Source organism: Ideonella sp., from assembly GCF_041918995.1.
In the GTDB taxonomy this organism is placed as follows: Bacteria; Pseudomonadota; Gammaproteobacteria; order Burkholderiales; family Burkholderiaceae_C; genus Ideonella.
On record NZ_JAYRUN010000008.1, the window covers coordinates 1 to 19949 of the forward strand.

Annotated in this window: 19 protein-coding genes and 1 pseudogene; 9 read left to right on the forward strand and 11 right to left on the reverse strand. The window is 70.8% G+C overall.

All coding sequences use genetic code 11. The annotated features are described in order from the left end of the window. A pseudogene (locus tag ACE3UN_RS08610) lies at nucleotides 1-278 on the reverse strand (branched-chain amino acid ABC transporter permease); the annotation flags it as partial. Between the two features lie 87 nt (nucleotides 279-365). Continuing rightward, on the reverse strand, nucleotides 366-1745 hold the full coding sequence (locus ACE3UN_RS08615) for a replication-associated recombination protein A (protein WP_374674521.1): 1380 nt from the start codon (nucleotides 1743-1745) through the stop codon (nucleotides 366-368). Nucleotides 1746-1873: 128 nt separating this feature from the next. Between ACE3UN_RS08615 and ACE3UN_RS08620 the strand changes: the two genes are divergently transcribed. Then, nucleotides 1874-2413 carry a chemotaxis protein CheW gene (locus ACE3UN_RS08620; protein WP_374674522.1) on the forward strand — a complete coding sequence of 180 codons (540 nt, stop codon included), beginning with the start codon at nucleotides 1874-1876 and terminating at the stop codon, nucleotides 2411-2413. A gap of 31 nt (nucleotides 2414-2444) precedes the next feature. Here the strand turns inward: ACE3UN_RS08620 and lolA are convergent, their stop codons facing one another. From lolA to ACE3UN_RS08635, 3 genes are read right to left on the reverse strand one after another with little or no spacing between them, the layout of a single operon-like run. Next, nucleotides 2445-3083: an outer membrane lipoprotein chaperone LolA gene (gene lolA, locus ACE3UN_RS08625; protein ID WP_374674523.1), complete on the reverse strand. Its 639-nt coding sequence runs from the start codon at nucleotides 3081-3083 to the stop codon at nucleotides 2445-2447. Next, complete coding sequence (locus ACE3UN_RS08630) at nucleotides 3076-5433, reverse strand: DNA translocase FtsK (protein ID WP_374674524.1); 2358 nt, start codon at nucleotides 5431-5433, stop codon at nucleotides 3076-3078. The genes lolA and ACE3UN_RS08630 overlap by 8 nt, the downstream gene beginning before the upstream one ends. Before the next feature lies 1 nt (nucleotide 5434). Continuing rightward, a complete protein-coding gene (locus tag ACE3UN_RS08635; protein WP_374674525.1) occupies nucleotides 5435-6100 on the reverse strand; it encodes a Crp/Fnr family transcriptional regulator in 666 nt (221 codons plus the stop codon). Nucleotides 6101-6271: 171 nt separating this feature from the next. Between ACE3UN_RS08635 and trxB the strand changes: the two genes are divergently transcribed. From trxB to rpmG, 3 genes are all read left to right on the forward strand, one after another. Continuing rightward, nucleotides 6272-7228 carry a thioredoxin-disulfide reductase gene (gene trxB / locus ACE3UN_RS08640; protein WP_374674526.1) on the forward strand — a complete coding sequence of 319 codons (957 nt, stop codon included), beginning with the start codon at nucleotides 6272-6274 and terminating at the stop codon, nucleotides 7226-7228. Nucleotides 7229-7390: 162 nt separating this feature from the next. Further along, nucleotides 7391-7624: a 50S ribosomal protein L28 gene (gene rpmB, locus ACE3UN_RS08645; RefSeq protein ID WP_022979438.1), complete on the forward strand. Its 234-nt coding sequence runs from the start codon at nucleotides 7391-7393 to the stop codon at nucleotides 7622-7624. A gap of 43 nt (nucleotides 7625-7667) precedes the next feature. Then, the gene (rpmG, locus tag ACE3UN_RS08650) at nucleotides 7668-7838 is read left to right on the forward strand and encodes a 50S ribosomal protein L33 (RefSeq protein WP_022979437.1); all 171 of its coding nucleotides are present in this window, start codon (nucleotides 7668-7670) and stop codon (nucleotides 7836-7838) included. 105 nt (nucleotides 7839-7943) lie between these two features. On the opposite strand, the gene ACE3UN_RS08655 is transcribed toward rpmG, so the two are convergent. The 3 genes from ACE3UN_RS08655 to purN form a co-directional block, all read right to left on the reverse strand. After that, nucleotides 7944-9167 carry a fatty acid desaturase gene (locus ACE3UN_RS08655; RefSeq protein WP_374674527.1) on the reverse strand — a complete coding sequence of 408 codons (1224 nt, stop codon included), beginning with the start codon at nucleotides 9165-9167 and terminating at the stop codon, nucleotides 7944-7946. A 146-nt stretch (nucleotides 9168-9313) separates the two neighbouring features. Continuing rightward, nucleotides 9314-10573, reverse strand: coding sequence for an RsmB/NOP family class I SAM-dependent RNA methyltransferase (locus ACE3UN_RS08660; RefSeq protein WP_374674528.1), 1260 nt, complete (start codon nucleotides 10571-10573; stop codon nucleotides 9314-9316). A gap of 35 nt (nucleotides 10574-10608) precedes the next feature. Then, nucleotides 10609-11259 carry a phosphoribosylglycinamide formyltransferase gene (purN, locus tag ACE3UN_RS08665; protein ID WP_374674529.1) on the reverse strand — a complete coding sequence of 217 codons (651 nt, stop codon included), beginning with the start codon at nucleotides 11257-11259 and terminating at the stop codon, nucleotides 10609-10611. Between the two features lie 71 nt (nucleotides 11260-11330). On the opposite strand from purN, the gene trpS reads away from it, so the two are divergent. The 4 genes from trpS to ACE3UN_RS08685 all read left to right on the forward strand — a co-directional run bounded on the left by trpS (nucleotide 11331) and on the right by ACE3UN_RS08685 (nucleotide 14684). Then, nucleotides 11331-12332, forward strand: coding sequence for a tryptophan--tRNA ligase (trpS, locus tag ACE3UN_RS08670; protein WP_374674530.1), 1002 nt, complete (start codon nucleotides 11331-11333; stop codon nucleotides 12330-12332). A gap of 26 nt (nucleotides 12333-12358) precedes the next feature. Beyond that, complete coding sequence (locus ACE3UN_RS08675) at nucleotides 12359-13255, forward strand: DMT family transporter (RefSeq protein ID WP_374674531.1); 897 nt, start codon at nucleotides 12359-12361, stop codon at nucleotides 13253-13255. A gap of 17 nt (nucleotides 13256-13272) precedes the next feature. Next, a complete protein-coding gene (locus ACE3UN_RS08680) occupies nucleotides 13273-14133 on the forward strand; it encodes a sulfurtransferase (protein ID WP_374674532.1) in 861 nt (286 codons plus the stop codon). A 116-nt stretch (nucleotides 14134-14249) separates the two neighbouring features. Then, nucleotides 14250-14684 carry a universal stress protein gene (locus tag ACE3UN_RS08685; protein WP_374674533.1) on the forward strand — a complete coding sequence of 145 codons (435 nt, stop codon included), beginning with the start codon at nucleotides 14250-14252 and terminating at the stop codon, nucleotides 14682-14684. A 36-nt stretch (nucleotides 14685-14720) separates the two neighbouring features. Here ACE3UN_RS08685 and ACE3UN_RS08690 read toward each other — a convergent pair whose 3' ends face one another. From ACE3UN_RS08690 to ACE3UN_RS08700, 3 genes are all read right to left on the reverse strand, one after another. After that, nucleotides 14721-15503 (reverse strand): ZIP family metal transporter, encoded by a 783-nt coding sequence (locus ACE3UN_RS08690; RefSeq protein ID WP_374674534.1) that lies wholly within the window; start codon nucleotides 15501-15503, stop codon nucleotides 14721-14723. 107 nt (nucleotides 15504-15610) lie between these two features. After that, a complete protein-coding gene (locus tag ACE3UN_RS08695) occupies nucleotides 15611-16501 on the reverse strand; it encodes a dienelactone hydrolase family protein (protein ID WP_374674535.1) in 891 nt (296 codons plus the stop codon). Between the two features lie 118 nt (nucleotides 16502-16619). Beyond that, a complete protein-coding gene (locus tag ACE3UN_RS08700; protein ID WP_374674536.1) occupies nucleotides 16620-18350 on the reverse strand; it encodes a galactose oxidase-like domain-containing protein in 1731 nt (576 codons plus the stop codon). Between the two features lie 76 nt (nucleotides 18351-18426). Here ACE3UN_RS08700 and ACE3UN_RS08705 point away from each other — a divergent pair, with 76 nt between their 5' ends. Beyond that, nucleotides 18427-19935 (forward strand): exopolyphosphatase, encoded by a 1509-nt coding sequence (locus ACE3UN_RS08705; RefSeq protein ID WP_374674537.1) that lies wholly within the window; start codon nucleotides 18427-18429, stop codon nucleotides 19933-19935. Nucleotides 19936-19949: the final 14 nt, after the last annotated feature.

The window sequence follows — 19949 nt, forward strand, 5'->3', positions numbered from 1 at the left end:
GGCCGGTACGCGATCTTCTCCACCGCGTAGTTCAGCACCGAGCACACCACCACCGCCACCACCAGCGAGATCAGCAGCAGCACCCAGCCCGGCCAGCCCGTGTCGGCCAGCAGCGTGACCACCGTCCAGCTGGTCAGCGCCCCCACCATCAGGATCTCGCCGTGCGCGAAGTTGATCAACGAGATGATCCCGTAGACCATCGTGTAGCCCAGCGCCACCAGGGCATACATGCTGCCCAGCACCAGGCCGTTGATGATTTGTTGGATGAAGATGTCCATGCGTGTTCCGCGGGCCGTGACGGCCCGGTGGCCCCGGTTGATCCGGCGGGGATTGTAGGAAGTGGTTACCCACCCGCCGGGGCGGGCTTACCCGCCGCCGGCGGTCCCGGACGCGCCGGCGGCCTCGTCGTTCAGCCGGCGCAACTCGGCCAGCTTCTCGCCGATGCGCAGTTCCAGCCCGCGCGGCACCGGCTCGTAGAAGCGCGGCGCCGGGTCCAGGCCCTCGGGCCAGTAGCGCTCGCCGGCCGCGAAGCCGCCCGGCTCGTCGTGCGCGTAGCGGTAGCCCTCGCCATGGCCGAGCGATTTCATGAGCTTCGTGGGCGCATTGCGCAGGTGCGCCGGCACCGGCCTCGTGGCGTCCTGCTTGACGAAGGCGCGCACGGCCTTCCAGGCCGCGTACACGGCGTTGGACTTGGGTGCCACCGCCAGGTAGACCACCGCCTGCGCCAGCGCCAGCTCGCCTTCCGGCGAGCCCAGGCGTTCGTAGGTCTCGGCGGCGTCCAGCGCCAGGCGCAGGGCGCGCGGGTCGGCGTTGCCCACGTCCTCGTTGGCCATGCGGATCAGCCGTCGCGCGAGATAGCGCGGGTCGGCGCCGCCGTCCAGCATGCGGGCGAACCAGTACAGCGACGCGTCCGGGTCCGAGCCGCGCACCGACTTGTGCAGCGCCGAGATGCTGTCGTAGAACTGGTCGCCGCCCTTGTCGTAGCGGCGCAGCTGCTCACCGAGCGAGCGCTCCAGCAGCGACTCGTCGATGACGGCGGTGCCGGCAGGCAGCTGCGACACCAGGTTCTCGTAGGCGTTGAGCAGGCGGCGGGCGTCGCCGTCGGCATAGCCCACCAGCCGCGCGGCCGCCGCCGCGTCCATGGCCGGCGCCTGCAGCGCCGCCTGCGCCCGGGCCAGCAGGGCCCGCTGCTCGTCGTCGTCCAGCGCCTTGAGCACGTGCACGGTGGCGCGCGACAGCAGCGCGGAGTTCACCTCGAACGACGGGTTCTCGGTCGTCGCGCCGATGAAGGTGAACAGGCCCGATTCCACGTGCGGCAGGAAGGCATCCTGCTGCGACTTGTTGAAGCGGTGCACCTCGTCGACGAACACGATGCTGCGCCGGCCCTGGGCCCGCGCGAGCTCTGCCTGGGCCACGGCGTCGCGGATGTCCTTGACGCCGGACAGCACCGCCGACAGCACGCTGAACTGGGCGTCCATGGCGCCGGCCAGCAGGCGGGCCAGCGTGGTCTTGCCCACCCCGGGCGGGCCCCACAGGATCATCGAATGCAGCCGGCGCTGCTCGAACGCCACGCGCAGTGGCTTGCCCGGTCCGAGCAGGTGCGACTGGCCGATCACCTCGTCCAGGTGGCGGGGCCGCAGGCGCTCGGCCAATGGCGCGCCGGCCGGCGCCGCGGGGGCCGTGCCGCCCGCACCGGGGCCAGCCGGGTCGGCGGCGTCGTCGAACAGGGCGTCTTGCCGGGCCATCCGGGCATTGTCGCAGCGCGGGCCAGCCGGCGAAATGGCTGCCCGGAGCCCCACTTTTCGCGGCTTGCCGGCGCCGGGCGCCGGCCCACACTGTGCGCAGATCCGATGTCCTGCGAGGAGCCCTGCCCATGACCGCCATGACGACCGCTGCCGACCAACGTGCCGCCTCCGCGGCCGCCGACGCCGCCCCCGCCGGCACGACCCGCGAGTACCTGTCCTTCAAGCTGGGCAGCGAGGAGTACGGCATCGACATCCTGCGTGTCCAGGAGATCCGCGGCTACGAGTCCCCCACGCGCATCGCCAACGCGCCGCACTTCATCAAGGGCGTCGTGAACCTGCGCGGCGTCATCGTGCCGATCGTCGACATGCGCCTGCGCTTCGGCCTGCCGGACGTGCAGTACAACAGCTTCACGGTGGTCATCATCCTGAACATCGGCCATCGGACGGTGGGCATGGTCGTGGATTCGGTGAGCGACGTGCTGGAGCTCGCCCCCGGCCAGATCAAGCCGGCGCCGGAATTCCACGGCGCGATCGACGCGGCCTACATCACCGGCCTGGGCACGCTCAAGAGCGGCGAGGTCGAGCGCATGCTCATCCTGATGGACATCGAGCAGATGATGACCGCACCGGACATGGGGCTGATGGACGACGACGTGGCTGTCCACTGACGGCCCCACCCGCCCACGCCGGCCCGTTCCGCTAGCCGCCGGACACGTCCGCGCCCGGCGGCGGCGTGAAGCGGAACGTCTCGGCGGGCAGCGTCACGTCGGTAGCCATCTGCTCGAAGCGCAGCAGGGAGCGCTGGCCGAAGCTGTCGGCGATCTCCACCGCCACGAGCGCGCGGCCGCGGAAGCCGGCCTGCATCCATTGCACCGTGCCGCCGCTGTCGCGCGGCGTGGCGCGCACCCATTCCAGCCCGTCGCGGTCGGGCTGGTTCTTCAGCTCGAAGCCCTTGTCGATCGACGCGCCGGTGAGCAGCGCCGCCGGCGTGTTGCCCAGGGCCTGGCCCAGCGGACGCACCGTCACCTGCGCCAGGTCCGGGTCGTGCACCCACACCTTCTGCCCGTCGCCGACGATGGTCTGCGGGTAGGGCTTGGCGTATTCGAAGCGGAAGCGGTCGGGCCGGGCGAAGCTGAACTGGCCCGACGACACCTTCTGGCGGGCGCCATCGGGTGAGGTGACGGTCTGGGTGAAGGCCGCCCGGCCGCTCTTGACGTCACGCACGAAGGCGCGCAGCGACTCGGCCGCATCGGCCTGCGCCGCGGGCGCGAAGGACGCGCCGAGCACACACACGGCCACGGAGCCGGCCGCCGCAACGGCCCGACGGAGACTATTCATCACGCTTGGGCACCAGGATGTCGCGGTTGCCGTTGGTGGACATGCTGGATACGAGCCCGGATTGCTCCATTTGTTCCAGCAGGCGCGCGGCCCGGTTGTAGCCGATGCGCAGATGCCGCTGCACCAGCGAGATGGAGGCCTTGCGGTACTGGAGCACCACGGCCACGGCCTGGTCGTACATGGGGTCGGCTTCGGTGCCGCCCGCCGCCCCGCCTTCGGGCGCCTCGCCGCCCTCGCCGTCCAGCGTGCCGCCCTCCAGGATGCCCTCCACGTAGTCGGGCGGGCCCTTGAGCTTGAGCGCCTCGACCACCCGGTGCACTTCCTCGTCCGACACGAAGGCGCCGTGCACGCGCACCGGCAGCCCGCTGCCCGGGGCCAGGTACAGCATGTCGCCCATGCCCAGCAGGGCCTCGGCCCCCATCTGGTCGAGGATGGTGCGGCTGTCGATCTTGCTGGACACCTGGAAGGACAGGCGGGTGGGGATGTTGGCCTTGATCAGGCCGGTGATGACGTCCACGCTGGGACGCTGCGTGGCCAGCACCAGGTGCACGCCGGCAGCGCGCGCCTTCTGGGCCAGGCGGGCGATGAGCTCCTCGATCTTCTTGCCCACCACCATCATGAGGTCGGCCAGCTCGTCGATGACGATGACGATGAAGGGCAGCCGGTCCAGCGGCTCCGGTGCCTCGGGCGTGAGGCTGAACGGGTTGGGGATGAACTCGCCGCGCGCGGCCGCGTCGTCGATCTTCTTGTTGTAGCCGGCCAGGTTGCGCACGCCCAGCTTGCTCATGAGCTTGTAGCGTCGCTCCATCTCGGCCACGCACCAGGTCAGCGCGTTGGCGGCCTGCTTCATGTCCGTCACCACCGGGCACAGCAGGTGGCCGATGCCCTCGTAGACGCTCATCTCGAGCATCTTGGGGTCGATCAGGATGAGGCGGACGTCGCGCGGCTCGGCCTTGTACAGCAGGCTGAGGATCATGCCGTTGATGCCCACCGACTTGCCCGAGCCGGTGGTGCCGGCCACCAGGCAGTGCGGCATCTTCGCCAGATCGGCCACCACCGGCGCACCGACGATGTCCTTGCCCAGGCCGATGGTGAGCAGCGAGGACGCGTCGTTGTAGACCTGCGAGCCGAGGATCTCCGCCAGGCGGATCGTCTGCCGCTTGGCGTTGGGCAGCTCCAGGGCCATCAGGTTCTTGCCGGGGATCGTCTCGACCACCCGGATGGACACCAGCGACAGTGAACGCGCCAGGTCCTTGGCCAGGTTGACGACCTGCGAGCCCTTCACCCCGGTGGCCGGCTCGATCTCGTAGCGCGTGATCACCGGCCCGGGCTGCGCCGCGACGACACGCACCTCCACACCGAAGTCGGAGAGCTTCTTCTCGATCAGCCGGCTGGTCATCTCCAGCGACTCGGGAGTCACCGTCTCCACGCGGCCGGGCGCCTTGTCCAGCAGGTCGATCTGCGGCAGCTTGGTGTCGGCCAGCTCGGTGAACAGCGGCTTCTGGCGCTCGCGCGCCACGCGCTCGGACTTGGGCACCTCCAGCACCGGCGGCTCGATCACCAGCGGCACATGCTGCTCGGCGAATTCCTCGCGCTCTTCCTCGACCTCGATCTCGCGCTCGCGCTGGGCCAACTCACCCAGGCGCACGTCCTCGGCGATCTCGCGCTGGTGGCTGCGGCGCTCGCGCACGCCTTCCACCCAGTCGCCCAGGGCGTCGGCCACCCGCACCCAGGAAAAGCGCAGCGCCAGCGACAGCGCCAGCACCCCGCCGGCGATCCACAGCACGCCGGAGGCCACGAAGCCCAGCTGCTGCATGGACCACGGGCCGAGCACCCAGCCCAGCACGCCACCGGCGTGCCCGGGCAGGCGGTCCTCCCAGCCGTACAGGCGGGTCCATTCCAGGGCGCAGCTCGACGCCATCAGCAGGCCCGCACCCGCCCAGCGGCGCAGGCGCCCGGCCATCGGCGGGGCTTCGCCCCGGTTCAGTGCCCCCCAGCGCGCAAGCAGCTGGCGCCCGCCCACGACCAGCAGCCACCAGGCGGAGAAGCCGAACAGCACCAGCAGCACATCGGCCACCCAGGCACCGGGCAGGCCCAGCCAGTTCATCACCGGGCCGCCCTGGCCGCTGGTGGAGAAGCCCGGGTCTTCGGCGCGTCGGCTGGCCAGCGCCAGCGCCACGGCCAGCCACAGCGCCGCCCCGGCCAGCAGGCGCAGGCGGTCGCGCACCGGACGCGCCGGCTGCGCGGCGGGCGGGTCGGGCAGGTCGTACGGGCCGGTGCGGCCGGGGGCGGGGGCCGGCCGCCGCCACCACGTGGCGGCCCCCGGCAGGGAGTTCAACGACTTCAGCAAATCACTCCGGCAGGCGGTTCTTGAGGATGACCGAGCCGTTCTCCTGGGTTTCGATGACGCCGCGCTCCTCCAGGTCCTTCATGACCCGGCTGACCATCTCGCGCGACGCGCCGACGATCTTGGCCATGTCCTGGCGCGAGACCTTGCCGCGGATGATCTTCTGCCCGTCCACGTCCTCCGCCATGTCGAGCAGGGTGCGGGCCACGCGGCCGTATACGTCCAGCAGGGCGAGCGACTCGATCTGGCGGTCGGCACTGCGCAGGCGGGAGACGAGGCCGCGCATGATGGCGTAGGACAGGCTGGAGTTCTCGGGCAGGCAGCGGGCGAACTCCGGGCGGCCCAGGATGAGCATGTCGCTCTGCACCTCGCAGCGCACGGTGGCCGAATGCGGCTGGTTGTCGATGAGGCTCATCTCGCCGACGTAGTCGCCAGCCTCGAGCACCGCCAGGATGACCTCGCGGCCGCGGGAATCGGAGGTCAGCACGCGCGCGCGCCCGTTGAGCAGGATGAACAGTGCGTTGCTCTTCTTGCCCTGTTCCACGACGATCTCGCCCCGGCGGTAGCGGCGCTTGACCACCCCGTCGGCCACCGCACGCGCCTGCTCGTTGGTGAGCATGGAGAAAAGCGGCACCCGGCGGATCAGGTCCAGGTTCGACAGCATCGACATCGCATCCCCTCTGTTTGGGCCGTTCACGCGGCACGCGCTCCGGCATGTTCTATTCCCACACCCCGGCTATCGACACCCACGGGTCATTAGAATGCGGGGCACCGTATTCTGACGCAGGACCGAGCATAGCGGGTTCCGTGTGAACTCCGTCGCAGCCTGCGGGCCCGAGCCATGAGCATCACCACCACCCACGCCCAAGTCCTCATCCTGGGCTCCGGCCCCGCCGGCTACACCGCCGCCATCTACGCGGCCCGCGCCAACCTCAAGCCCCTGCTGGTGACCGGCATGGCGCAAGGCGGCCAGCTCATGACCACCACCGAGGTGGACAACTGGCCGGCCGATGTGATGGGCGTGCAGGGCCCGGAGCTCATGCAGCGCTTCCTGCAGCACGCCGAGCGCTTCCAGACGCAGATCGTGTTCGATCACGTCAACGAGGTCGACCTGTCGCAACGCCCCTTCCGCCTGAAGGGCGACTCCGGCGCCTACACCTGCGACAGCCTGATCATCGCCACGGGTGCCTCGGCCAAGTACCTGGGCCTGCCCAGCGAGGAAGCCTTCATGGGACGTGGCGTCAGTGGCTGCGCCACCTGCGACGGCTTCTTCTACCGGGGCGACACCGTGTGCGTGGTCGGCGGCGGCAACACCGCGGTCGAGGAGGCGCTGTACCTGTCGAACATCGCCGAGAAGGTGCACCTCATCCACCGCCGCGACAAGTTCCGCGCCGAGCCGATCATGGTCGACAAGCTCATGGAAAAGGTCGCTGCCGGCAAGATCGAGCTGCACCTGTTCAAGACGCTGGAGGAAGTGCTGGGCGACGCCAGCGGCGTCACCGGCGTGCGGCTGAAGGACCTGCACGGCGGCCCCGCCACCGAGCTGGCGCTCAAGGGCTGCTTCATCGCCATCGGCCACTCCCCCAACACCGCGATCTTCCAGGGCCAGCTGGAGATGAAGGACGGCTACCTCATCACCCGCGCGGGCCAGAACGGCTTCGCCACCATGACCAGCGTGCCGGGCGTGTTCGCCGCCGGCGACGTGCAGGACCATGTGTACCGCCAGGCCATCACCTCGGCCGGCACGGGCTGCATGGCGGCGCTGGACGCGCAACGATTCCTCGAACAGGAAGCCTGAACTTCGCTACAATGCCGGGTTTTCCTTGCGCAGACCGCAGGGAAGAACGGGTTACCGCCACCCTTTGGCGAGGTGAGGCCGGGTGGCCGGGCCGGGTGGGCTGTCGAGAGACGGTCACCAGGCACTGGCTGCTTCGCCGGATGAAAAGAACGGAGTGTCCTGATGGCACGCGTCTGCGAAGTGACGGGCAAGAAGCCCATGGTCGGGAACAATGTGTCCCACGCCAACAACAAGACCAAGCGTCGGTTCCTGCCCAACCTGCAGTACCGTCGTTTCTGGGTCGAGAGCGAGAACCGCTGGGTGCGCCTGCGCATCAGCAACGCCGCCCTGCGCCTGATCGACAAGAAGGGCATCGACGCCGTGCTGGCCGATCTGCGTGCCCGCGGCCAGGCCTGATCCGGCCCGTCCGACCCCGACTGACTGAACAAGGAGCCACACCATGGCAAGCAAAGGCGGCCGCGAGAAGATCAAGCTGGAGTCCACCGCGGGCACCGGCCACTTCTACACCACGAACAAGAACAAGAAGACCACGCCCGAGAAGCTCGAATTCATGAAGTTCGACCCGAAGGCGCGCAAGCACGTGCTGTACAAGGAAGTGAAGCTGAAGTAAGCCCCTGGCACTTCCGCCCCACGACAAAAAGCCCACCACTCGGTGGGCTTTTTTCATGCCTTCCCCCACGCCGGGGCGAGGGGCGGGTGAGGGGCAAAGGCCGCGTCAGCGGGCCGCGCGCAACTGCAGCGAGAACTCGCGCAGCGTGGCAATGCCGCTTTCCTCGGCCCGGCGGCACCAGTCCTGCAAGTCGGCCACCAGCTGCTCGGCGGACACGTTGGTGCGGGTCCACAGCTGGCGCAGCTCCTCGCGCATGGCCACGAGCTTGGCCAGCGCCGGCGAGGCCTGCAACGCACCGTCCAGCGCGCCGCGCAGGTTGCTGGGGATCTTCTCCGCGTCGCGGTGCAGCCAGCGCTCGGCCACGCGCAGGTTCGTCCAGGCGTTGCCGGAGGCCGCCGCGCCCTGGGCCTTCAGACGGGCCACCTCGCTCGCGCACGCTCGGCGCAGCTGCTGCGCGTAGTTGGCCATCACCTCGTAGCGGTTGGCGATGATGGCTTCCAGGGTCTGGGAGTCGGCCACCGGCTTCACCTCGCCCAGCACGAGCTGCGGCGGTGTCTTGCGCACCTTGGCCAGGCCCAGCACCTCGAGCGTGCGGATATAGCCCCAGCCGATGTCGAACTCGTACTTCTTCACCGAGAGCTTGGCGCTGGTCGGGTAGGTGTGGTGGTTGTTGTGCAGCTCCTCGCCACCGATGATCAGGCCGATGGGCGAGATGTTGGTCGAGGCATCCACCGCCTCGAAGTTGCGATAGCCCCACCAGTGGCCCAGGCCGTTGATGATGCCGGCGGCCGTGACGGGGATCCACAGCATCTGCACCGCCCACACCGTGAGCCCGACGGCGCCGAACAGCAGCACGTCCAGGATCAGCAGCAGGCTCACACCGAGGGCGGAGTAGCGGGTGTACAGGTGCTTCTCGATCCAGTCGTCCGGGGTGTGGTGGCCGTACTTGGCCAGCGTCTCGGTGACCTTGGCCTCGGCGCGGTACAGCTCGCTGCCCGTGAGCAGCACAGTCTTGATGCCATGGGTGACCGGGCTGTGCGGGTCGTCCGGCGTCTCGCACTTGGCGTGGTGCTTGCGATGGATCGCCACCCACTCCTTGGTGACCATGCCGGTGGTCAGCCAGAGCCAGAAGCGGAAGAAGTGCGAGGGAATGGCGTGCAGGTCCAGCGCGCGGTGCGCCTGCGCCCGGTGCAGGAAGATGGTGACCGACGCGATCGTGATGTGCGTCGTCACCAGGGTGAACAGGACGATCTGCCACAAGGTGGCGCCCAGCAGGCCATGGGCCGCCCAGTCGATGGCGGTGGAGAACAGGGAAGACAGGTCGGTCATGGGCGGAAGCTGAGGGGGGGCGGGGGGGGCGCCCGGGCGCATTCATTGTAGGAACGATGGTGCCGCGGACGGCCGCGCAAGTGGGTAGGAAAAGCCCGGCAGTTGGCGCTGCCGCCCGCCCGGGCCGCGGGGGACCCGCCGCCGGCTCAGCCCTGCCGCTGCCAGACGGCGGCGAAGAAGCCGTCCGTCTGGTGGCGGTGCGGCCACAGGCGCAGGAAGCCGCCGCGGTCCAGCGACTCGGCATCGGGCACCTGCACGGCCGCCAGTGCCTCGGCGGCCGGCACGGCTTGGAAGTCGGGATGCGCCTGGGCGAACTCCTCGGCAACCGCTTCGTTCTCGCTGCGAAGCACGCTGCAGGTGGCATAGACCAGCCGGCCACCCGGCTTCACCAGCCGGGCCGCCGACGCGAGAATCGCGCGCTGCTTGGCGCCGAGTTCGGCCAGTGCCTGCGGCGACTGGCGCCATTTCAGATCCGGATTGCGGCGTAAGGTTCCCAGGCCGGAGCAGGGCGCGTCCACCAGCACGCGGTCGATCTTGCCCGCCAGGCGCTTGATCCGGTCGTCCCGCTCATGCGCGATCTGCGCCGGGTACACGTTGGACAGGCCGCTGCGTGCCAGCCGCGGCTTGAGGGCGTCCAGCCGATGGCCGGAGACATCGAACGCGTACAAGCGGCCGGTATTGCGCATCATGGCGCCCAGGGCCAGCGTCTTGCCGCCGGCGCCGGCGCAGAAGTCGACCACCATCTCTCCACGCCGCGGGGCCAGCAGCAGCGCGAGCAGCTGGCTGCCCTCGTCCTGCACCTCGATGTCCCCGCGCACGAAGGCCTCCGCCTTCTGCAGCGCCGGTTTGCCCTGCACGCGCATGCCCCAGGGCGAATAGGGCGTCGGGACCGCCTCGATGCCCGCGGCGGCCAGCGCGGCCGCCGCGTCCTCGCGGCGCGTCTTCAGGATGTTGGTGCGCAGGTCCAGCGGCGCGGGCTGCTCGATGGCCTCCACCAGCGGCCAGAAGTCCTCGCCCAGCTCGGCCTTCAGCGGCGCAGCCAGCCAGTCGGGCAGGTTGTGGCGCAGCTTCTCGGGCAGGCCGGCCACGTCCACCGCCTGCACCTCGGCGAGCCAGGTGCGCTCGTTGGCGCCCAGCGCCGAGCGCAGCATGGCCTCGCCACCCTGCCAGCCGAGCGCGGCCAGGCGGCGCTCCAGCGCACCGGAGCCGCTCTGGGCCAGGTGGGCGTAGCGCAGGCGCCGGCGCAGCACGGCGTAGGTGGTCTCCGCTAGGGCATGGCGCTCGCGCTGGCCGAGCGCGCGGTGCTTGCGGAAGAACGCGGAAACCACCGCATCGGCGGGTTGGTCGAACTTGAGCACCTGGCGCAACAGGTCGGTCGCCAGGTCCAGCAGGGCATTGGGGTGCATCCGCGGATTATCCGGCCACGGCGCCGGGCCGCCGGTCAGGCGGTTTCGTGGCCCGGCGCCGCCAGCACCCACTGGGGTGCCCGGTCCAGGTGCCGCACCCGGCCCTGCTCGATCACCAGGCGGCCTTCGACGAACCAGCGCACCGCCATCGGGTAGAGCCGGTGTTCCTGTGCCAGCACGCGCTCGGCGAGCGTGTGTTCGTCGTCGTCGGGCATCACCGGCACCACCGCCTGGGCCACGATGGGCCCATGGTCGAGCTCGGCGGTGACGACGTGCACGGTGGCGCCGGCCACCTTGCAGCCTGCCTCGATGGCACGGCGATGGGTGTGCAGCCCCGTGAAGGCGGGCAGCAGCGACGGGTGGACGTTGAGCAGGCGGCCTTCGTAGCGGCGGGTGAACGCCGCCCCCAGCACGCGCATGAACCCGGCCAGCACCACCAGGTCGGGCTGCCAGTGGTCGATGGTGCGGGCCAGCTCGGCGTCGAACTCGCCGCGATCGGCGAAGGCCCGGTGATCGACCACGGCGGTGGCGATGCCGCGCCCGGCGGCATACGCCAGGCCGCCCGCGCCGGGGCGGTTGCTCACCACGGCCACCACCTGGGCCGGCCAGCCCTCGTCGGCGCAGCGTTCGACGATGGCCTGCATGTTGCTGCCCCGGCCGGACAGCAGGATCACGATTCGCTTCATCAGGCGCGAGAGTGTATGCGTCTGCGAGAATCGCAGCCCCCTCCCCTGCTCCTCTTCGGACCTGCACTGCCATGCGCGAGCGCGTCGTCTCCGGCATGCGCCCCACCGGCGCCCTGCACCTCGGCCACTACCATGGCGCCCTGAAGAACTGGGTGCAGCTGCAGGCGCAGCACGACTGCTTCTTCTTCGTGGCCGACTGGCACGCGCTGACCACCCACTACACCGACCGCTCGGGCCTGGAGCGCAGCGTGTACGACATGGTCGTCGACTGGCTGGCCGCGGGCATCGACCCGGACCGCACCACCCTGTTCATCCAGAGCCGCCTGCCGGAGCACGCCGAGCTGTTCGCCCTGCTCGCGATGGGCACGCCCCTGGCATGGCTGGAACGCGTGCCGAGCTACAAGCACACCATGGCGCAGGCGGCAGGCGCCGAACTGGCCACCTTCGGCTTTCTCGGCTATCCGCTGCTGCAGGCGGCCGACATCCTGATCTACCGTGCGCGCTACGTGCCGGTGGGCGAGGACCAGGCGGCGCATGTGGAGGTGACGCGGGAGGTGGCCCGGCGCTTCAACCACCTCTACGGACCGGGCGCCGGCGAGCCCGTGCTGCCCGAGCCCCAGGCGCTGTTCACCGAGACCGCCCGCCTGCCCGGGCTGGACGGCGAGAAGATGAGCAAGAGCGCCGGCAACACCATCGCCATGCGGGAGTCGCCCGAGGACACCGCCACCAAGATCCGGCGCATGCCCACCGACCCGCAGCGCGTGCACCGCGGCGACCCCGGCCAGCCCGAGCGCTGCCCCGTGTGGCCGCTGCACGCGGTCTATACCGACGAGGCCACGCGTGCCGAACTGGCCACGGGTTGCCGCACCGCAGGCATCGGCTGCCTGGATTGCAAGCAGCCGCTGATCGAGGCGGTGCAGGCGCAGCAGCGCGTGTGGCACGAGCGGGCCGAGACCTACCTGGCCAATCCCAAGCAGGTGCACTGGATGGTCGAGATGGGCACGGAGCGGGCGCGCACCATCGCGCGCCAGACCATGCGCGAGGTGCGTGACGCCATGGGCCTGAGCTACTGAGCCCCGCAGGCGGGAAGGCGGCGCGCATGTCGGCCCCCTGGTTGATGCTGCTGGCGACGCTGCTGTTCGCCACCATGGGCGTGTGCGTGAAGCTCGCGTCGGCCCACTACAGCGCCGCGGAGATCGTGCTCTACCGCAGCCTGGTGGGCGCGCTGTTCCTGGCCGGTGTAGTGGCCGTGCGGGGGGGCAGCCTGCGCACCGCCGTGCCCGGCATGCACTTCTGGCGCAGCCTCACGGGCGTGTGCTCGCTGGTGCTGTGGTTCTACGCCATCGGCGCCCTGCCGCTGGCCACGGCCATCACGCTGAACTACATGAGCTCGGTGTGGATGGCCCTGTTCCTGCTGGGCGGCGCGGTGCTGTTCGGTGCGGCCCGCGTGGACGGCCGGCTCATCGCCGCGGTGCTCACCGGGTTCGCCGGCGTGGCGCTGGTGCTGCAGCCCACGCTGGAGCGTGACCAGGCGCTGGGCGCGGCCGCCGGCCTGGCCTCCGGCCTGTGCGCCGCCATGGCCTACCTGCAGGTCACGGCCCTGGGGCGGGCCGGCGAGCCGGAGTACCGGGTGGTCTTCTACTTCTCGCTCGGCGGCACCGTGGCCGGTGCGCTGCTCACGCTGGCCACCGGTGTGCACGCCCACACGCCGGCGGGGCTCGGCCTGCTGCTCGCCACGGGGGTGCTGGCCACGGTGGCCCAGGTGCTGATGACGCGCGCCTATGCCATCGGGCGGCCGCTGGCCAACGCCAGCCTGCAGTACCTGGGCATCGTGTTCTCGTTCGTCTTCGGCGTGCTGCTGTTCGACGACCCGGTCACCGCCATGGCGCTCGCCGGCATGGCGCTCATCATCGTGGCCGGGGTGGCCGCCAGCGTGCTGCGCCAGCGCAGTGCGGCGGTGCGCCCCGACGCGACGTCCTCCACCCTGGAAACTTGACACCGAAAGACCACCGCATGGCCGCCGTGTTGCCCACCCCCCTGATCTCCGCCGAGGCGCTGCGGGCGCGCCTGGGCACCGACGCCTGGCCGGTGCTGCTGGACTGCAGCTTCGACCTGATGGACACCGCCGCCGGCGAACGCGCCTGGGCCATGCAGCACCTGCCCGGCGCCCACTGCGCCCACCTCGACCGCGACCTGAGCGGCCCCAAGACGGCACGCGGCGCCCTGGACGGCGGGCGGCACCCGCTGCCCGACCGCGACACGCTGGCGGCCACGCTCGGCCGCTGGGGCATCGGGCCGGACACCCCCGTGGTGGCATACGACGCCCAGGGCGGCCCCTTTGCCGCACGGGCCTGGTGGCTGCTGCGGTGGATGGGCCACCGTGCGGTGGCCGTGCTCGATGGGGGCCTGGCGGCATGGCAGGCGGCGGGTGGGCCGCTGGAGTCGGCCGCGCCCACCACGCCGGTGCGGCCGCCCTACCCGGCCAGTGGGCCTGCCATGCCCACGGTGAACGCCCAGCGCCTGCTGCAGGGGGCGGGCGACCTGGTCGTCGTCGACGCCCGCGCCGGGGAGCGCTTTCGCGGCGAGGTGGAGCCGCTGGATGCCCGGGCGGGCCACATCCCCGGTGCGCGGCACCGGTTCTTCAAGGACAACCTGGCGCCCGACGGCCGCTTCCTGCCGCCCGAGGCGCTGCGCGCGGCCTTCGGACGCCATGGCGTGGCGCCCACGCAGGTGGTGCACCAGTGCGGCTCGGGCGTCACGGCCTGCCACAACCTGCTGGCCATGGAAGCCGCCGGCCTGCACGGTGCGGCGCTGTACCCCGGCTCCTGGAGCGAATGGTCGGCCGACCCCGCGCGGCCCGTGGCGCGCGGCTGACGCGACCGGCGGCCACTCGCCGGTCTTGACGCTGCTCAAGACAACGCGGCCCAAACGCGCAACACTTCATGCATGGGCCGGGCCGTTCCCGGCGACCCGTGTGAAAGGAGTACGCCATGTACCGCAACATCCTGGTGCCCACCGACGGCTCCGACATCACGGCCAAGGCCGTGCAGACCGCCATCACCCTGGCCAAGACCGTGGGCGCCCGCCTCTCGGTCATCAGCGTGAAGGAACCCTTCCCGTACAGCGCCATCTCCGAGATGCAGCCGGTGCCGCCGCAGGAGTTCTACGACGCGCAGGAGCGCATCGCCTCCACGCGGGTGAAGGCCGTGGTGGACGCTGCCACTGCCGCCGGCCTGCAATGCGCGGCGCACACGGTGGAAGCGCTGCACCCGTGGGAGGCCATCACCGACCATGCCAAGACCCAGGGCTGCGACCTCATCGTCATGGCCTCGCACGGGCGGCGTGGCGTGAGCGCGCTGCTGCTGGGCAGCGAGACCCAGAAGGTGCTCACGCACTGCGCGATCCCGGTGCTCGTCATCAAGTGATGCAGGCGGCCACGCGGCCCGCCGGCACGGCCCGCGTCAGTGGGCGCCGTGCATCAGCCCCGTGGCCAGCATCACCACGCCCAGCCCGGCGGCGATCCAGGCCAGTTGCGCCAGGATCTCCCGCCAGGGCAGGTGCCGCTGCATCTGCGGGATGAGGTCGGCCACGGCCACGTAGATGAAGCTGGACGAGGCCACCACCAGCAGGTAGGGGAAGACCTCCTGCCAGGCGCCCACCAGGTAGTAGCCCAGCACGCCGCCGACCACGGCCGTCAGGCCGGACAGCGCGTTGTAGGCCAGCGCCCGCCGGCGGCTGAAGCCCGCGTTGATCAGCACGATCGTGTCGCCCACCTCCTGCGGAATCTCGTGCAGGATGACGGCCAGCGACGTGGTCACGCCCAGTTCCGGGCTCACCAGGAACGCGGCGGCGATGATCAGGCCGTCGCAGAAGTTGTGGATGCTGTCGCCCACCAGCACGCTCACCCCGCCCCGGCCCGCCTGCTCGGCATCGAAATGGTGGTGGTGCCCATGCCCGTCGCCCTCGTGGTGGTGGGCATGCCGGTACAGCTCGGCCTTCTCCAGCAGGAAGAAGAACAGCAGCCCGCCCAGCAGGGTGGCGAACAGGCGGTGCGTGTCGGCCTGGCCCGATTCGAACGCCTCGGGCAGCACGTGCAGCAGCGACGTGGCCAGCAGCACGCCCGTGGACAGGCTCACCAGGTGCTTGACCAGCCGCCCCATGGCGGCGAAGGTCATGGACGCCGCGATCACCACGGACAAGACCCCCCCGATCAGCGTGGCGGCGACGATGTACAGGAGGGTCATGTTCTGGGCACGAGAAGGCCACACCGTGCCGCCTGCCTGCGCAGGCCGGCGCGGTGCAGCCGAGGGGAGCCGGCAGGGCAGCCGGCGCGGCGTCAGCAGCCCTGGATTCAGGCGGCGCCGTGGGCCTGGAACCAGGCCAGGCAGCGCTTCCAGCCCTCTTCCGCCGGCCCCTGGCGGTAGCTGGGGCGGTAGTCGGCATGGAAGGCATGCGGCGCGTCCGGGAACACCACGAACTCGCTGCGGCGCGCGGCCGGGCTGCCTTGGGCCAACGCTGCCTTCATCTTATCAACGGTGTCAAGCGGAATGCCTTGGTCCTGGCCGCCGTACAGGCCCAGCACCGGTGCCTTCAGCTGGCCCGTCAGTTCCACAGGGTGGCGCGGCTGCGGCTCCGTGGCCGTGCCCACCAGGCGGCCATACCACGCCACACCGGCCTTCACGCCGGGGTGGTGCGCCGCATACAGCCAGGTGATGCGCCCGCCCCAGCAGAAGCCCGTGACGCCCAGCCGGTCGGTGGCCATGCCCTGCGCCTTGGCCCAGGCGACCGTGGCGTCCAGGTCGCCCATGACCTGGACGTCGGGCACGCGGGCGATCACCTCCGACATCAGCTTGGCGATCTCCGTGTAGGCCGTCGCGTCGCCCTGGCGCACGAACAGGTCCGGCGCGATGGCGCAATAGCCCAGGCGGGCGAAGCGCCGGGCCACGTCGGCGATGTGCTCGTGCACGCCGAAGATCTCGCTGACCACCAGCACCACCGGCAGGCCGCTGCGGCCTTCGGGCATGGCGCGGTACGCGGGCATGCGGAAGTCGCCCACCGGGATGGTGACCGGGCCGGCGGTCAGCCCCGCCGTGTCGGTCTTGATGACGGTCTGCGCCGTCACCGGCAAGGTGGCCGCCGCGAAGCCGGTGCCCAGGGAGGTGGCCACGAAGTCGCGCCGCGAGAACGCTCGGCCGGGCACCAGCGCGTTGACGTCATCCGCCGTGTCAGGAGGGGTCGGCATGGGGATCTCCACAAGAGGTGAACGAGGCCGCGGATTCTAGAAACGGCAAGGGGCATCGCCGGGTGGGCGATGCCCCTTCAGGCACCAGGGTTCGGCCCGGGGCCGATCGCCGGGGGCCTCAGGCGCCCAGCCGGATGATCTTGGCGATGGACGGCACGCCCGCCTTGTCCAGCGCGAACAGCATGTAGTAGCCCGGCGGGGCGTTGTTCGCCGAGGCCGGCAGATTCACCGACAGGGCCTTGCCCGTCTGGGTGAAGGCCAGGTTCTCGAAACGCTGCTCGTTGCTGAAGGCGTGCGTCACGGCACCGAAGCGGATCAGCGAGACCTTGGACACCACGCGCTTGTTGGCCATGGTCACCGGAATGGTCTGTCCCCAGGTGGCCGCGGCCGGGGCCGTGGCGATCTGCGGCCGCACGGCCGGCAGCCCCGAGCCGTCCTTGGCGTACAGGTACGGCGGGAAGTAGATCTCGGCGTTCATGTTGGCCACCGGGCCCGGCGCACCGCCCCCGCCGGTGAGCACCGTGCCGTCGGGCATGAGCATGGAGATGCTGTGGTACAGCCGCGGCTTGGCGGCGGTGGCGGTGGTCGTCCAGGTGCCCGTCGCGGGGCTCCACAGTTCGGAGTGGTAGTAGGCGCCGACGAGGTCGTTGCCGGTGGACGAGCCTCCGTTGGCCCACACCGTGCCGTCCGCCAGCACGGTGGCATTGCCGAACTGCCGGTCGCCGGACAGCGGCGCCGCCGCGGACACGGTGGGCGTTTCGCTGTTCAGGTCCACCAGCGAGGCCAGGCCGCCCGAACGCACCGACAGGATCTTGCCGGGCTGGTACATGGCCGCGGGCAGCATGTAGGCGCCGCGCGGCAGCGTGCCCGGCAGCTTGACCACCTGGCCGGTGCCGGTAATGTCCAGGGCGTGCATCTCGCCCAGCACGTTGAGCGTGACCACCTTGCCCTGCGGCGACCACCAGGCGCGCGGGTAGTTCCAGGCCTGCACGCGGCCGCCATAGGCCTCCTCGCTCGTGGCCGTGGTCAGCGTGCGCCAGCCCGTGGTGGGGCTGAACACCTCCGGCGTGCTGGCATAGGTGTCGTCCGTCGGCGGGTACAGCGCGTCGCCTTCGTAGAAGCGGTCGATCCGCCCGCCGAGCACCGCCACCTCGCCGCTCGGCGCCGTGACCAAGGTGGCATACCAGCGCTGGTAGGCCATCGACTGCGCCTGCTTGGTCAGCTTGTTGTCCGCGGGCGTGAACACGTTGACATCCGCGTTGGCGTAGTTGCGCTTGCCGTTGACGATGCGGTCACCCCCGACAAGCAGCACTTCGCCGGTGGCGGGCATCAGCACCTGGCCGGCGCAGAAGATGTCGGTGCCGGTGGTGTTGGACAGCAGCAGGTGCGCATCGCTGCCCGTGCCGACGGAGGGGTCCCACACCGCGTAGTGCAGCTGGGCGCCCTGCAGGCCGCTGGGCTTGCTGCCATAGCTCAGCACTCGGCCGTCGGCCAGCAGCACCGTGTGCAGCGGGATGATGGGCCACGAGAACGCTGCACCGAACACGCCCTTCACATGGGCATCGGCCGGTCCCGTCGGCACGCTGACCGCCTGGGCCGACACCGACTGCGCCGAGGAGCGGCCCGCATCGCCGCCGGCGGCCACGCCGGGGCCCGCCCCGTGGTCGATGGGCGCGTTGCCGAACACGCCCAGCCGGTCCTCCTCGACCATGGCGGCTTCGTCGGGCGAGCTGGCGCCACCGCCGCAGCCCGCCAGCACGGCGAGCGCAATGATCTTCAGGGCATGGCGCCGCACGGGGTGGTTCCAGGGGCGGTGCACAGGGGGATGGATGGGGGTCAAGCGCGACATGGGGCGCCCTCCTTGACGGTGGTTTGGACACAATTTTGCCGAGGTGTGTCACGGGTCGCCTGCACAATTCGCGCCCATGCCCCTAACTTTGCCCTCCCCCACCGGCCTGCTGGCGGCCATCGACATGGGGTCCAACAGCTTCCGCCTTGAGATCGGTCAAATCCACGGTGGCCGCTACCGCCGTCACCTGTACCTGAAGGAGACCGTCCGGCTCGGCGCGGGACTCGACGACGAGGGCATGCTGACCGAGGAAGCCACGTTGCGTGGCCTGGCCTGCCTGGAACGATTCCGGCGCAGCCTGGACGGCGTGGCGCCCTCGCAGGTGCGCGCGGTGGCCACCCAGACACTGCGCGAAGCGCGCAACCGCGATGCGTTCCTGACGCGCGCCACGGCCGCACTCGGGTCGCCCATCGAGGTGATCTCCGGGCGCGAGGAGGCACGGCTGATCTACGCCGGCGTGTCGCATCTGCAGCCGTCCCGGCAGCCCCGCCTCGTGGTCGACATCGGCGGCCGGTCCACCGAGATGATCCTGGGCCAGGGCCGCGTGCCGGACGAGGCGGAGTCCTTCCAGGTGGGCAGCGTCAGCCTGTCGATGCGCTACTTCGGCGACGGCCGTTTCACCCCGGCCGCCTTCCGTGCGGCACAAATTGCCGCCGGTGCGGAGCTGGAGGAGGCCCTGGCCGCCTTCCGCCCCGGCCGCTGGCAGGAGGCCCTGGGCTCCTCGGGCACGGCGGGCGCCGTGTCGGAGGTGCTGGCCGCCACGGGCCGCACCGATGGCCGCATCACCCCCGACGCGCTGCGCTGGCTGATCAGCGAGTGCATCGCCGCTGGCTCGGCGGACCAGCTCGACCTGCCGGGCCTGAAGCCGGAACGCCGTGCCGTCGTGGGAGGCGGGCTCGCCATCCTCTACACGCTCGCCACGCATTTCCGCATCGACGAACTGCTGCCAGCCAAGGGGGCCCTGCGCCAAGGGGTGATCGTGGACCTGCACGACCGCCTCATGGCGCGCCACCGCGCCCACGGCCACGACCTGCGCGACGACTCGGTGCAGCGCCTGCAGCGCCGGTTCACGGTGGACACCGCCCAGGCCCACCGCGTGCGCGACCTGGCGTTGCGCTGGCATGCCCAGGTGGAGCCGGACGCCGACGCCGAACGCCGCAACGAGCTGCGGTGGGCCGCAGAGCTGCATGAGGTGGGCCAGGTGGTGTCGCACCACGACCACCACCGGCACAGCGCCTACCTCGTGGCCCACGTGGACGCGGCCGGCTTTTCACAGAGCCAGCAGCGCCGCGTGGCGGACCTGGTCCTGGGCCAGCGCGGCGGGCTGCGCAAGATGGACGAGGCCCTGGCCCGCCACGACATGGCCTGGCAACTGCTGTGCTTGCGACTGGCCGTCATCAAGGCGCACGCGCGCGGCCCGGTGAACCTGCAGGCCATCCACCTGACGCGGCAGGGGCAGATCGCCAAGCTGTCATGGCAACCCGACTGGCCAGCCAGCCACCCCCGCACCCTTCACCTGCTGCGCGAGGAAGCCGAAGCGTGGTCGCGCAGCGGGATGCTGGCCGTGGAGTTGCCCGCCGCGTGACCGCGGCCGGGGCC

What these genes read in the sequence shown, in the direction of transcription:
- ACE3UN_RS08615 (WP_374674521.1), bottom strand. Translation starts at nt 1,745, where the DNA reads ATGGCCCGGCAAGACGCCCTGTTCGACGACGCCGCCGACCCGGCTGGC.
- ACE3UN_RS08620 (WP_374674522.1), top strand. Translation starts at nt 1,874, where the DNA reads ATGACCGCCATGACGACCGCTGCCGACCAACGTGCCGCCTCCGCGGCC.
- lolA (WP_374674523.1), bottom strand. Translation starts at nt 3,083, where the DNA reads ATGAATAGTCTCCGTCGGGCCGTTGCGGCGGCCGGCTCCGTGGCCGTG.
- ACE3UN_RS08635 (WP_374674525.1), bottom strand. Translation starts at nt 6,100, where the DNA reads ATGTCGATGCTGTCGAACCTGGACCTGATCCGCCGGGTGCCGCTTTTC.
- trxB (WP_374674526.1), top strand. Translation starts at nt 6,272, where the DNA reads ATGAGCATCACCACCACCCACGCCCAAGTCCTCATCCTGGGCTCCGGC.
- rpmB (WP_022979438.1), top strand. Translation starts at nt 7,391, where the DNA reads ATGGCACGCGTCTGCGAAGTGACGGGCAAGAAGCCCATGGTCGGGAAC.
- rpmG (WP_022979437.1), top strand. Translation starts at nt 7,668, where the DNA reads ATGGCAAGCAAAGGCGGCCGCGAGAAGATCAAGCTGGAGTCCACCGCG.
- ACE3UN_RS08655 (WP_374674527.1), bottom strand. Translation starts at nt 9,167, where the DNA reads ATGACCGACCTGTCTTCCCTGTTCTCCACCGCCATCGACTGGGCGGCC.
- ACE3UN_RS08660 (WP_374674528.1), bottom strand. Translation starts at nt 10,573, where the DNA reads ATGCACCCCAATGCCCTGCTGGACCTGGCGACCGACCTGTTGCGCCAG.
- purN (WP_374674529.1), bottom strand. Translation starts at nt 11,259, where the DNA reads ATGAAGCGAATCGTGATCCTGCTGTCCGGCCGGGGCAGCAACATGCAG.
- trpS (WP_374674530.1), top strand. Translation starts at nt 11,331, where the DNA reads ATGCGCGAGCGCGTCGTCTCCGGCATGCGCCCCACCGGCGCCCTGCAC.
- ACE3UN_RS08675 (WP_374674531.1), top strand. Translation starts at nt 12,359, where the DNA reads ATGTCGGCCCCCTGGTTGATGCTGCTGGCGACGCTGCTGTTCGCCACC.
- ACE3UN_RS08680 (WP_374674532.1), top strand. Translation starts at nt 13,273, where the DNA reads ATGGCCGCCGTGTTGCCCACCCCCCTGATCTCCGCCGAGGCGCTGCGG.
- ACE3UN_RS08685 (WP_374674533.1), top strand. Translation starts at nt 14,250, where the DNA reads ATGTACCGCAACATCCTGGTGCCCACCGACGGCTCCGACATCACGGCC.
- ACE3UN_RS08690 (WP_374674534.1), bottom strand. Translation starts at nt 15,503, where the DNA reads ATGACCCTCCTGTACATCGTCGCCGCCACGCTGATCGGGGGGGTCTTG.
- ACE3UN_RS08695 (WP_374674535.1), bottom strand. Translation starts at nt 16,501, where the DNA reads ATGCCGACCCCTCCTGACACGGCGGATGACGTCAACGCGCTGGTGCCC.
- ACE3UN_RS08700 (WP_374674536.1), bottom strand. Translation starts at nt 18,350, where the DNA reads ATGTCGCGCTTGACCCCCATCCATCCCCCTGTGCACCGCCCCTGGAAC.
- ACE3UN_RS08705 (WP_374674537.1), top strand. Translation starts at nt 18,427, where the DNA reads ATGCCCCTAACTTTGCCCTCCCCCACCGGCCTGCTGGCGGCCATCGAC.